This is a genomic window from Schaalia turicensis, from assembly GCF_019380255.1.
Classification (GTDB): Bacteria; Actinomycetota; Actinomycetes; order Actinomycetales; family Actinomycetaceae; genus Pauljensenia; species Pauljensenia turicensis_A.
Genome location: NZ_CP048928.1, coordinates 991,558 through 1,003,987 on the forward strand (window position 1 = coordinate 991,558; position 12,430 = coordinate 1,003,987).

General features: G+C 55.4%; 11 protein-coding genes and 5 tRNA genes. 4 read left to right on the forward strand and 12 right to left on the reverse strand.

What is annotated here, in order from left to right; translation table 11 throughout:
- The first annotated feature begins 10 nt into the window (after positions 1–10).
- Positions 11–1,249 (forward strand): glucose-1-phosphate adenylyltransferase, encoded by a 1,239-nt coding sequence (gene glgC / locus G5S47_RS04240; RefSeq protein WP_006681120.1) that lies wholly within the window; start codon positions 11–13, stop codon positions 1,247–1,249.
- On the forward strand, positions 1,246–1,956 hold the full coding sequence (gene serB / locus G5S47_RS04245) for a phosphoserine phosphatase SerB (protein ID WP_257878403.1): 711 nt from the start codon (positions 1,246–1,248) through the stop codon (positions 1,954–1,956). Before glgC ends, serB begins: the two co-directional genes overlap by 4 nt.
- 90 nt (positions 1,957–2,046) lie before the next feature.
- Here serB and G5S47_RS04250 read toward each other — a convergent pair whose 3' ends face one another.
- From G5S47_RS04250 to G5S47_RS04305, 12 genes are all read right to left on the reverse strand, one after another.
- Complete coding sequence (locus G5S47_RS04250; RefSeq protein WP_006681122.1) at positions 2,047–2,604, reverse strand: NUDIX hydrolase; 558 nt, start codon at positions 2,602–2,604, stop codon at positions 2,047–2,049.
- Between the two features lie 3 nt (positions 2,605–2,607).
- The gene (locus G5S47_RS04255; protein WP_219585156.1) at positions 2,608–3,864 is read right to left on the reverse strand and encodes a PrsW family intramembrane metalloprotease; all 1,257 of its coding nucleotides are present in this window, start codon (positions 3,862–3,864) and stop codon (positions 2,608–2,610) included.
- A 38-nt stretch (positions 3,865–3,902) separates the two neighbouring features.
- Positions 3,903–4,535, reverse strand: coding sequence for a phosphatidylinositol phosphate synthase (gene pgsA, locus G5S47_RS04260; protein WP_006681124.1), 633 nt, complete (start codon positions 4,533–4,535; stop codon positions 3,903–3,905).
- On the reverse strand, positions 4,535–5,095 hold the full coding sequence (locus G5S47_RS04265; RefSeq protein ID WP_006681125.1) for an HIT family protein: 561 nt from the start codon (positions 5,093–5,095) through the stop codon (positions 4,535–4,537). The genes pgsA and G5S47_RS04265 overlap by 1 nt, the downstream gene beginning before the upstream one ends.
- A gap of 5 nt (positions 5,096–5,100) precedes the next feature.
- Positions 5,101–7,128 carry a threonine--tRNA ligase gene (gene thrS / locus G5S47_RS04270; RefSeq protein ID WP_006681126.1) on the reverse strand — a complete coding sequence of 676 codons (2,028 nt, stop codon included), beginning with the start codon at positions 7,126–7,128 and terminating at the stop codon, positions 5,101–5,103.
- Between the two features lie 146 nt (positions 7,129–7,274).
- Complete coding sequence (locus G5S47_RS04275) at positions 7,275–8,312, reverse strand: lipid II:glycine glycyltransferase FemX (protein ID WP_219585157.1); 1,038 nt, start codon at positions 8,310–8,312, stop codon at positions 7,275–7,277.
- Between the two features lie 43 nt (positions 8,313–8,355).
- Complete coding sequence (locus G5S47_RS04280) at positions 8,356–9,603, reverse strand: carboxylate--amine ligase (RefSeq protein ID WP_179369683.1); 1,248 nt, start codon at positions 9,601–9,603, stop codon at positions 8,356–8,358.
- 142 nt (positions 9,604–9,745) lie between these two features.
- Positions 9,746–9,817, reverse strand: a tRNA-Val gene (locus G5S47_RS04285).
- A gap of 1 nt (position 9,818) precedes the next feature.
- Positions 9,819–9,889, reverse strand: a tRNA-Cys gene (locus G5S47_RS04290).
- A gap of 40 nt (positions 9,890–9,929) precedes the next feature.
- A tRNA-Gly gene (locus tag G5S47_RS04295) sits at positions 9,930–10,002 on the reverse strand.
- Positions 10,003–10,072: 70 nt separating this feature from the next.
- A tRNA-Val gene (locus G5S47_RS04300) sits at positions 10,073–10,144 on the reverse strand.
- Between the two features lies 1 nt (position 10,145).
- Positions 10,146–10,218, reverse strand: a tRNA-Gly gene (locus G5S47_RS04305).
- Positions 10,219–10,637: 419 nt separating this feature from the next.
- Between G5S47_RS04305 and G5S47_RS04310 the strand changes: the two genes are divergently transcribed.
- The gene (locus G5S47_RS04310; protein ID WP_219585867.1) at positions 10,638–11,171 is read left to right on the forward strand and encodes a DUF3000 domain-containing protein; all 534 of its coding nucleotides are present in this window, start codon (positions 10,638–10,640) and stop codon (positions 11,169–11,171) included.
- A gap of 2 nt (positions 11,172–11,173) precedes the next feature.
- Positions 11,174–12,415 (forward strand): HRDC domain-containing protein, encoded by a 1,242-nt coding sequence (locus G5S47_RS04315; protein ID WP_219585158.1) that lies wholly within the window; start codon positions 11,174–11,176, stop codon positions 12,413–12,415.
- Positions 12,416–12,430 lie beyond the last annotated feature (15 nt).

Consider the following 12,430-nt stretch of genomic DNA (forward strand, 5'->3'; position numbering starts at 1 on the left):
GGCTTAGCCCATGGCCAAAAATCATGTTCTCGCAATTGTTCTTGCAGGTGGTGAGGGGAAGCGACTGATGCCGCTGACCGACGACCGCGCTAAGCCCGCTGTTCCCTTCGGCGGACACTATCGTTTGATCGACTTTGCTCTGTCCAACATCGTGAACTCCGGTTATCTGAAGATCATCGTGTTGACCCAGTACAAGTCCCACTCGCTTGACCGCCACGTCACCAAGACCTGGTACACATCTCCCCTTCTCGGTAACTTCATCGCCCCTGTTCCGGCTCAGCAGCGTCGCGGGCCTCACTGGTACTTGGGTAGCGCTGACGCTATCTACCAGTCCCTGAACATCGTCGATGATGAGCAACCCGACTACATCGTCATCATTGGTGCCGACAACATCTACCGTATGGACTTCTCTCAGATGGTGCAGCACCACATCGATTCTGGACTCCCGGCCACGGTCGCAGGCATCCGTCAGCCGATCGAACTTGCTTCCGCTCTCGGCGTGATCGACTCGGCAGACGGCAAGATCAACCAGTTCCTCGAAAAGCCGAAGAACGCTGCCGGCCTTGCCGACGATCCCACCAAGGTGCTCGCTTCCATGGGCAACTACGTGTTCACCACGAAGGACCTGATCAAGGCTCTCCGCGAGGACGCACACAACCCCGAGTCCAAGCACGATATGGGTGGCAACATCATCCCGTGGTTCGTCGAGCGTGGCGAGTGCGGTGTATACGACTTCCAAGACAACGACGTCCCGGGTTCGACCGACCGCGACCGTAACTACTGGCGCGACGTTGGTACCCTCGATGCCTACTACGATGCCAACATGGACCTGATTTCAGTCCACCCCGTGTTCAACCTGTACAACCGCAAGTGGCCGACGATGACGATGATCGACGGTTCCTTGCCACCGGCTAAGTTCGTGTACGGTGAAGAGCACTCGCGAATGGGTCACGCTGTTGATTCCTTCGTCTCCCCCGGGGTCATCATTTCCGGTGGCGAGGTCTACCACTCGGTTATCTCCCCCGGTTGCTACATACACTCCTGGGCTCAAGTCACTGACTCGGTTGTCATGGATGGGTGCCGTATTGGTCGCCACGCAGTGGTATCCAAGGCAATCCTCGACAAGAACGTTGTTCTTGAAGAAGGCGCTGTCATTGGTCTTGACCTCACGCGCGACCGGGAACGTGGCTTCACCGTTACGGATTCCGGTATCACCGTTGTCCCCAAAGGAACGGTTGTTACCCGTTGAGTAATACGCCCCGTTCTCTCCCGGATGCTTCGGCGTTCGGGAGAGACGCATTTTCACCCCCGCCTCGCCTGATCGTCACTGATGTTGATTCGACTTTGATCGCCCAAGAAGTCATCGAAGAGTTGGCGCATTTCGCTGGGACGCGCGGGCAGGTTGCTGACATCACCGCGCGGGCAATGAACGGCGAGATAGACTTCGCCGAATCTTTGCGCCTCCGTGTCTCCACCTTGGCGGGCGTTCCCGCTACGGTGTTCGATGAGGTTCTTCATTCGATCACTCCCACCCCCGGTGTGTGCGATCTGATTGATGCGGTTCATGCCCACGGTGGTTTTTTCGGTGTGGTCTCAGGTGGCTTCGAGGAAGTTGTTGCTCCTCTTTGTCACCAGCTGAACATCGATCATTACTTGGCTAACCGACTTGAGGTCACCAACGGCTTCTTGACGGGTAAGGTCCTGGGGGCAATCGTGACCGCGGACGCCAAGGTGCAGGCGTTGGAAGGGTGGCGTCTATTGCACGGACTGGATGTTAACCAGACAGCCGCCATCGGAGATGGAGCAAACGATATTCCAATGCTCCAACGGGCAGGCTTGGGAATTGCTTTCTGCGCGAAGCCCACAGTTCGTGAGCAAGTGAAGTATTCGCTGAACGTTGCACAACTGGATCTCTTGATTGAGCCATTGGGACTATCTGGGGTTCCTCGCACCTAGGCGCACACTGAGTACCAACAAATTCTCAATTGTCGGAGCTTTTTGATTAAAGGCGTATCGGATCGGAAATGGTCATCCGATCCGATACGTTCACTCTTCAGCGCTTCCTTGGCAGGCGCTTGATTCACGAATACGGTGAAGCTGACCGTCCCAACCGTTCACCCATGATTGGGCAAGATTCGCAAGGTTGAGGGGGTAGACCTCGCCGTTTAGCGCCCGTTGAGCAAGCTCATCGAGATCCCACCAGCGCTGTTCGTCGATCACGTCGCGTTCTAGGTCGGTCCACCCATCATTGTTCAGCGTGACACGTTGAGTGTGAGCGATGAAGAACCACTCGTCCTGTTTGGCGGTAATGGATAAAAAGTCGAAGGTTGCTTCACGATAGATCACGGGGCCAACAAGAGCATCGGGTTCTAAGACAATCCCCGTTTCTTCAAAGAGCTCTCGACAGGCTGCTTCTGCGGGATTCTCCCCCTCCATGATTCCGCCACCGATGGTGAACCACCACTGGCGTTCCGGCTGATCACGATCGTGTCCTTTGGCAAGGAGCAATCTGCCATTCTCATCAAAAAGGATCACGCGAGCCGCTTGTCGGTGCGGGTAGCCGTCTGCATCCACCGGCCATTCGTTTTCATCAAGACCAGACATGGATTACCTCGCGTTATTCAATGTCGTCTGTGTCATCGCATTGAGGAAGAACTGACGATCTTGACTGACCTGAGCAACCAACTGTCGGTCGAGTTCGATGCGAGAATCATCCGCACCCAAACGTTCTTGGAGCTTTTGATCAAGCCCCAGGGCGGCAAGATGAGAAAGGAATCGTCTCATTGCTTTTTGCGCGTCCTTGCCCGCAGGCTTCACCCAGTTCATCGCAGTTCTGCGACCGGCTTTCTCACTGACCATGACCACCTCGGCGGGAAGGACCCATCCGGCTTGGACGTAGGGAATGAGCCCTTCACGAACGGTCTTCAATTCGCGTCGTGAAATCCAGGTCAGCACAATCATCCAGCCGACGAACAGTGGAATCTCGACAAAGAGATAGTTGGTAATAAAACTGGTAGCTTCTGAGGTTCCCGCATAATTCCACAATCCGTGAACGTACATTGCGATGCTTAATCCCAGAAGGCTGACGATGGTACGGGGTAGCCAGGAGCGTAGGCGAATCAGCGCAAAAGCGAGAGCAAGGCCGGTGAATGATGTGGCCATCGGGTGCAGGAATGGGCTGAAAACCCCACGAAGGATGACAGTGACGGTCAGGGCCGCTGATCCTTCTTGGCTTGCCTGCAGGAAGTATTGAATGTTCTCGATAAAAGCGAAGCCTGCGCCGGAAAAGCCGGCATAGACAATACCGTCAATCAGGGAGTGAATGGTGCTTCTACGGGCGAGGATGATGAACAGAACACCGAGTGCTTTGAGTGTTTCTTCGACCGGAGGGGCAACATATACGGCTGTCCACCGCATTGCTTCCATTTCGTCGCCAAGTACCAGCGTGGCGTTGAGGAGCAGTGCAGAGTTCAGCATGGATGCCCCAACAATGGCGACGCCCGCACCCCAGACGAAAGCAACGATTTTTGTCCACAAGGGTTCTGGCTCATGACGATCCAAGTGAATGAAGAACCCCAGAACAACGATCAGAGGGAAGGATGCAAGGAATGCTAAGTAGGCGGTGGTTGATACGTCGCTCAGCGAAATGTATCCGTAAATGCTCAGCGCGATACAGATCGCTGAGACAGTAATGATTGACGTTTCGAAGCGCGGAAGGCGAAAATGTTGAGGCTGGGGCACATCCCACATTGGCGCTGAATAATGCGTCGTCGGAGAAACCATGTTTGCTCTGGGCACGTCGGGGCGAATACGCGAAAGTCGGAACTGTTCTCCAGGACCGGATGATGCACTTTCGTATGTCACTGATTCTCCGTTAATTGCCTACGTAGACGCGGGGCTTCTCAGATATGGCCGTCGATCTTCTTCAGTGCACCGGCAGTAAATGCGATTCGCTGGCCGACGGTGAATAGAGAGGCGAAGGCGACCCAGATGAGGCCTGCGACGGCCCACCACTGTCCACATCCCCAGTCGGTCAAAGCCGCCCCGACGAGGACAACGATCAACCGATCGGTTCGTTCCGCGATACCAACTTTGGCCAGAACTCCGATGGATTCGGCGCGTGCTCGAGCGTAGGGAACGGCTCCGGTACCGACGATGGCGATGAGTCCTCCAACCAGTCCAACCGTGCGTGCGGTTGAAGGCTCCCATCCGAAGATCAACCACGCGCACACTGATGCGAATACTGCGCCGTCGGAAATACGGTCCAGCGTTGAGTCAAGGAAGGCGCCGAAGCGCGACCCACCTGTCGTCATACGTGCCAGTGTGCCGTCAACTGAGTCTGCGAAAAGAACGAGGCCCAGCGCAATGCCGCCTTGCCAGACGTAGCCGAATGGAATAGTCGCGCACGCGACACCAACGCTGGCAATTGTTCCGATGATCGTCACCGCATTCGCACTGACCCCAAGTTTGGCGAGGAGGCGTGCAAGCGGTGTAAAGATCGTCTTCGTCATTGAACGACCGTGATTTCCAAGCATCAGGATTCCTTCGGCCAGGCGTCAGCGAGCATGTGGCGCGCATCTGATAAAAGCTGGGGAACAGCTTTCGTCTGAGCAATAATCGGCAGGAAGTTAGCATCCCCAAGCCAGCGCGGAACGATGTGTTGATGCAGGTGAGCAGCAATTCCCGCTCCGGCGACATCACCCTGATTCATCCCCAGGTTAAAGCCCTGCGGCCCACTAGTAGCGCGAAGAACTCGCATAGAGGTAGCCGTCAGCTCCCCCACTTCAATGCGCTCTTCATCGGTTAAATCCGTGTAGTCAGCGACGTGACGGTACGGACAGACCAGAAGGTGCCCAGAATTGTAAGGGAACAGGTTCATCAGCACGAACGCACGGCGACCGCGATAGACGATCAAGGCGTCCTCATCGCTCTTCGATGGAGCTGCGCAGAACGGGCAGGTGTGATCCGTTGAGTCTGATGGTTTGCCTTCGCCATTGATATACGCCATGCGGTACGGCGTCCAAAAACGTTTGAAGGCATCCGGAGCGCCCGCTATTTCACGGGAATCTTCAACCAGTGGCTCAACGTCACTCATGGTGTTCAGTCCTGCTCGACAAAAAGGTCCGAGTTGTTGCGCCTACGGACATGGTTCACGATGCGGGCAACAGCATCGTCGATGGCCACGCCGTTGTCCTGCGAGCCGTCACGGAAACGGAAGGACACCGCACCGGCTTCAACATCTTCGCCACCAGCAATCAGGGTGAAGGGAACCTTTTCCTTCGATGCGTTTCGGATCTTCTTACCGAAACGATCGTCGGAGTGGTCAACCTCTACGCGGATGCCTTCGGCCTTGAGCTTGGCGGCGACCTGGTCGACATAGTCAGCAAACGCCTCGGCAACCGGGATAATCTTCACCTGGACTGGAGCAAGCCATGCTGGGAATGCACCCGCGTAGTGCTCGGTCAGAACACCGATGAAGCGTTCGACGGAGCCAAGCTTCGCCGAGTGAATCATGACCGGGCGCTGGCGTGAGCCATCAGCAGCCGTGTATTCGAGGTCGAAACGCTCGGGCTGGTTGAAGTCGTACTGAATGGTCGACATCTGCCACGTACGGCCGATAGCATCCTTGACCTGCACGGAAACCTTCGGACCGTAGAATGCTGCGCCACCCGGATCTGGAACCAGTTGCAGACCGGTTGCCGAGCAGGCGTCTTCAAGAGCCTTCGTGGCGTTCGCCCAGTCTTCATCGGAACCGATGAACTTGTCCTTCTTCTTGCCGTCTTCGTCGCGCGTCGACAGTTCAAGATAGAAGTCATTCAGTCCAAATGCTTCCAAGATGGACAGGAAGAAATTGATCTGCGAGCGAATTTCTTCGCCTGCCTGCTCGGGCGTGCAGTACGTGTGCGAGTCATCCTGAGTGAAGCCACGCATACGGGTCAGGCCGTGGACAACACCGCTCTTCTCGTAGCGGTAATCGTGGCCCATCTCGAAGAATCGTGCGGGAAGTTCACGGTAGGAACGACCGCGTGAGCGGAAGATCAGGTTGTGCATCGGGCAGTTCATGGCCTTGAGGTAGTACTCCTGGCCAGCCTTCGTGATGTTGCCTTCTTCGTCGCGTTCCTCGTCAACCTGCATGGGTGGGAACATCGTGTCCGCGTAGTACGGCAGGTGGCCGGAAGTGTGGAACAGGCCGCCCTTAGAGATCTCGGGGGTGTGAACGAAATCGAAGCCAAACTGCTCGTGGCGTTCGATCACATACTTCTCAATCTCGTGACGCAGGATGCCCCCCTTGGGGTGGAAGACGACAAGGCCGGGGCCAATTTCCTCCGGGAAGGAGAACAGATCAAGTTCTGCGCCCAGGCGACGGTGATCGCGGCGTTCGGCTTCCTTGATACGCTCCTGGTAGGCGACGAGATCGTCCTTCGAGGCCCACGCAGTGCCGTAGATACGCTGCAGGTGATCTCCGGACTGGTCGCCCTTCCAATAGGCGGCTGATGCCTTGGTGAGCGCAAAGCCGTTGCCGATCAGGCGGGTGTTCGGCAGGTGTGGTCCGCGACAGAGGTCTTTCCATGCAACGGTGCCGTCTCTGCGAACGTTGTCGTACATGGTGAGCTCGTGGCCACCGACCTCAACTGAAGCACCTTCTGCACCCGAGCCCTTCGTGGTGACAAGTTCCAGCTTGTACGGCTGGTCTGCGAGCTCAACACGCGCCTCGTCCTCAGAAATGACGCGACGGACGAACGACTGGCCTTCCTTCACGATGCGCTTCATCTTCTTTTCGAGTTCACGCATCAGTTCGGGGGTCACCGAATCGATATTGCCGAAGTCGTAATAGAAGCCATCGGTAATGAACGGGCCAATACCAAGGTTGACATCCGGGAAGGTGTCCTGAACTGCCTGAGCCAGCACGTGAGTGGCGCTGTGGCGAAGAATGTCCAAGCCAGCGGGCGAATCAATAGTGATTGCCTCGACCGTCATTCCCTCTTTAAATTCAGTGAACAGGTCGCGAGGAGTGCCGTCAATCATGAGGGCAACGACCTCACGACGCTGCTCATACCAAGTAGTACCCGTGGTTCCACTTTCCACGGTCTGCTTCTCTTGGTCGATGACGAGGTCGATGCTGGACACGAATGTCTCCTTGATCAAACGATGAATATACCGCTGACAGTCTACTCGCCCAGTCGCCTCATCACCGCACCCGACCCCCTCAGTGAACCAACCAACGGACAAATCTCGACGCACGTGTGTACAACTGACGGAGATGAAAGAGGTGACTAACGGGAAACTCGACGCAACTTTCGTTTCACATTCAGCAACGAACGCACCGTGATGTACTGCGGGCGCGACACAGGCAGATCCCAAGCGCCAGCAACATCCGTGTATGAAGTCGCGAAAGCAAGCTTGTAGCGGCCAACGTGGAACAGCGTTGAATTACGCGGAGAATGAATGCCTCGAAGATCGAACCCTTTAAATCCTTCGCTACCAAGGAGGATTGCAACCTCAACATCCAAGAACGCAGGACTTCCCAAGCGGCGACCGCGATCCGAAGAAGCGCCGTACTCAGCTTGAGCATTCTTACCGTTCAGCAACACCAGATCCCAGCAGAGGATCTCGTTGTCCTGCGTACGAGCAGTGAATACGCGAGCGTGCTGTGACCCTAGGGTGCGCAACAGAGACTGGTAATAGCCGATGGGGTGTGGACGGAATCCATCACGCTCCGCTGTTTGCTTCAGGACCTCGTAGTACGGTGAAAAATCAACTGATGCGGCCTCGGTTTCCTCGTGGATCTGAACGCCGAACTCATCGGCTTTCTTCGTTGAACGACGAAGCGTGCGCCTGCCATCATTGGTCAATGATTCGAGCACTGCATCGCGATCCCCGCGTCCGGTTTCGATGATGACGGTGCGGTCATATGTCACGATCTGCAACGGTTCTTCAAGATCCTTGGCGGCAAACCACGAATGCAGACGGATGAAGACAATTCCGCGATCGCGACTGCGAACAAACTTCAGTAGGTCCTTGCGCAGGCATTCCTCGCGTTCAGGAGTGGCCTCGCGGATCCAGACGGGACCTGATTTTGCCCACAAGTAGCGCAACGCGCGAAGCTTGTATTCAAACAGCGCGATGACAGCGATGCATTTGTCGTTCTCATACCAAGCAAGGCGACCGAGCTCCCCTGCCCAGAGAGGATGTCCTTGTGCAGCTGAAAACTCTTCCCACTGCTGCGACTGTTCGATAGGAAGTCCACCCACGCCGGAAACAGCATGTTGCATGTCGCGTGCGCTAATCGGTCGCAGACTCGTGGAAGTCATGTAAAGCCTTTCGTCTCTGTTCACCCAGCAAGTAGTCATGGGCTCAGAATGAGCGGTCAGTCGGTCGAGGATAGTAGCGAGCAAATTTTCGGAAGTGGTTCAAACGTTGCAAGCGAACAATTATGTTCCGCTTTACATTGTCCTCGTGCGGATTGATCAGCGGATCAAAGCGACGATGGTTCTTGATCAACGATTTCACGCGCTTCTTCAAAGGTTCATCTCGCAAGTATCGCAACAGCAGTCGGTCTGGAACCATCGAATAGAGAATTTCACGCGAAATGCGCTTGTGTTCCATGCGCTTCCCATCGATCAAATCGCCCACCATGACGAGCATCGGATTGGCTCCACCTGCGGTCATGTACCAATTGTTGCGTCCAATTCGAGGATTCACTTCGAAGAATACGGCGCGGTTATCACGTGGATCGATCTTCACGTCAAAGTTGGCAAAACCGCGATATCCGGCACGTGTCAGCAGGCGTTCAGCTTGTTGCCACAGTTCAGGGAATTCTTCGGTGATCATGGCAACCGGATTACCGATCATGGTCGGTGCATGATCTTCAAGAAGCACTCGCGCCGAGCCGATCAACGTCACCTCGCCGTGGCTATCGACGTATGCGGTGATGGAACGCATTGCGGTGTTGTCGCCAGGGATCAGTTCCTGGACAAGAAAAAGATCGCGGAATCCGGCTTCTCCGAGCATTCTCCACATCTGCGCCAATTCGACCTCATCTTCGAGGAACCAAATCTTGCGTTTGCCTTCAAAGTGCAGACGATCGTAGGCATCTGCTCTGGCAGCCTTGGCAACAATCGGGAAGTCGAAGGGAATCGAAGGTGCAACCCACTGATCGGAATAGTCAGACATGTCGACGCCGATGCCTCGAGGCGCATCAATGCCAGCGTCTTCACATGCCTGCGCAAAAGCGACTTTGTCTGTAAGAAGCTCAATCGTTTCCAGGGATGGGAACGGGAGCGCGTAGTATTCGCCGAGCTGGTCGTAGTTGCGAGCAATGAAGGTTGAATGCAGGTCATGGTTTGCCATCAGAATCAATGCTTTATCAGCGTTTTCTTTGGCAATTGCACAAAGTTCGTGAAGAAGAACGTCGTCAGATGCGTCTGCTTCGATGTGATGAACGTCGAAGAAGTTCGAGCCCGTGATGGACACGGTGGGCTCGTTTGATACGCACAGGCATCGACATCCAAAGGCCTCGTTGAAAGAGCGACCGATTCCGTAAACACCAAAATCGCCACCCAAGATCACGGGAAGAATCACTCGTGAGCGAGAAGAGACCATGAATTCAAACCACCTTTGTGCGCGCCCGATCAGCCTACCTGTTTTGCTCTTTCAAGGATATAAGGGAAACCCTCATTACTGGGTGACCTGCCACGAGGTAACAAAAAAACGTCTTTCCCGCAGGAAAGACGAAATCATCGAGTGGGCGATACTGGGATCGAACCAGTGACCTCTTCCGTGTGAAGGAAGCGCGCTACCCCTGCGCCAATCGCCCGAGGTGGGTACGGGATTCGAACCCGTGTATACGGCTTTGCAGGCCGCTGCCTCGCCTCTCGGCCAACCCACCACGCTTGACCCATCGGAAAGGTTGAATCCGGGGCTCAACGAGCGGATGACGGGACTCGAACCCGCGACCCTCACCTTGGCAAGGTGATGCTCTACCAACTGAGCCACATCCGCGAACTTGTCCCAACTGATCTGGAACTGGGATTTACCCGTCGTGTCCCAAAAAGTATTGAGAGACAATGAGTGGGCGATACTGGGATCGAACCAGTGACCTCTTCCGTGTCAGGGAAGCGCGCTCCCGCTGCGCCAATCGCCCGAGCGGATGACGGGACTCGAACCCGCGACCCTCACCTTGGCAAGGTGATGCTCTACCAACTGAGCCACATCCGCGTATCTCTTCGAACACTTACGCGTTCATTTCGAACAGGGAAAACACTAACAGGGAATCACGCAAAAAGCGAAATCGAACGAACGTTGCGCGCGTCACAGCCACTGTTTTCCGCAGTATTTTGCGAAAAGATTACTCAGAGCCTCGGTGAGCGTACAGGCTTCCTTAGATACGCACGATGGACCAGCAACGAGTTCCTCATCGATACACCCCGCGAAGAGGTGGGCAGTATCTTTTCCGAATGTGCATGTTTTTACTCTATAAGTGACAAAACTACCATCGGATGCGATGCGTGAAGAAAAACAACGTCATTGCTCAGTGTGACGTGAATCGTGGCGGGTCATTTTCGCAGTGGACGGCGTGCCCAGCAAAGGGGTTGCTTTCACTCACTTAGCCTAAGTGCGTGGATAATCGCGCTGGCATGGAAGAGTTCGCTGAATCGTTGGCAACTCTGCGTCACGCTATCGATAATCCTCTTCTCGAGTTCGAAGAAGTTCCCCCACCTTCACGCATGGCACCTTTCACCGCAGCTCTTGTCATGCGAACATTGGCCAACGATGGCAGAGAACCTCTTGCTCAGGGACGTTTTGTCATCCTGCATGATCCCGACGAGCAAGCCGGCTGGAATGGAACATACCGCCTGGTTGCGCAGTTGCGTTCGCAAGTTGACCCTGAAATGGGGCATGACCCGTTGCTCACCGAAGCTCTCTGGGCATGGACAGATGATTGCCTGGTTGAAGAAGGCGCAGCGTATCACGACCTGACGGGAACAGTCACCCGAGAGTTTTCAGAATCATTTGGCGGTCTTTCATTGCGAGGCTCCACTCTCAACGTCGAAATCCGAGCCTCGTGGACGCCTTCGACTACCGACTTAGGAGCCCACCTACGAGCTTGGACAGATCTGATGCTTCGTACCAGTGGTGTGGCATCCCAGCGATTCCTTGAGGGAGTCTAAGAGTGCACATTCACCACACCGGCGGTTTACCTGACGGCGATACTGATTCTCCAGAGCTGATCGTTACCCCGCGCGAAGGCGTACCTAGTGTCATCGATACACCTGATGCGCTTGATCAAGCGAGGCGCAACCTAGAGCAAGGACTCACTCCCATCGCTGTGGATGTTGAGCGCGCCCAAGGCTTCCGTTACGGCAACGACCCCTACTTGGTTCAGATTCGACGCGAAGACGTTGGTACCTTCCTGATCGATACAGCCGCATTGCCTGACTTGTCGTCGCTTCAAGCGGGCGTGAACGACGTATGGCTTTTGCACGATGCGTTGCAGGATCTGCCGAATTTGCGACAGGTGGGACTCAATCCCCCGTCGTTGTTTGATACTGAGGTCGGCGCGCGTCTTCTGGGGTTAAAGAAGTTCGGTCTTGCTGCCGTATGCGAGCAGGTGCTCGGTTTGAGCCTCGTGAAAGACCACCAGGCATCTAACTGGTCGGTTCGTCCGCTATCGAAGGACTGGCTTCGCTACGCGGCCCTCGATGTCGAATTGTTGACGGAACTTTACCGTCGCTTGTCCATCCAACTGAACGACGCGGGTCGCTGGGAGTGGATGGAAGAAGAATGCGACTACCTGGCTCACCTGGATCCGCCTGCGCCCAAGAGGGACCGCTGGCGAAATCTGCCCGGCGCGGGAAAGATACGAGGCCGGCGCAACCTAGGAGTCCTCAAGGCTTTGTGGGAGGCGCGCGAAGAAATCGCTCAGGAACTTGATAAGGCACCCGGTCGTTTGGTGCGCAATGCTGCTCTGGTGCAGGCTGCGCTGAATCCTCCGCGGAATAAGCGTATGTTGCTGTCGATTTCTGAGTTCCGCTCCCCTGTTGCCAGGCAATACGCTGACCGTTGGTTACGCGCGATCCGACTGGCCGAAACGGCAAATGAGGACGAATTGCCACCGCTACGTCTTCCTCATCGTCCAGGTTCAGTTCCCGAAGCGCGAAACTGGGGTCGTATCGATCCTGACGCTGCAGCGCGATTGGCGGCTGTTCGCGGGGCAATGACCGAGCTTTCTGAAGAAATCGGTATTGCTCCCGAGGTCATTCTTGAACCTCGTATTCAGCGTTACTTGGCGTGGGCGCCTCTTGATCCGAAGCGTCCCAGCGGCGACGAGATTGAACAGAGGATGTTTGACAAGGGCGCTAGGGATTGGCAGATGGACCTTTGTCTTGACCCGATCGCGGATGTCTTGGAGTGACTCTTGAGGATTCAA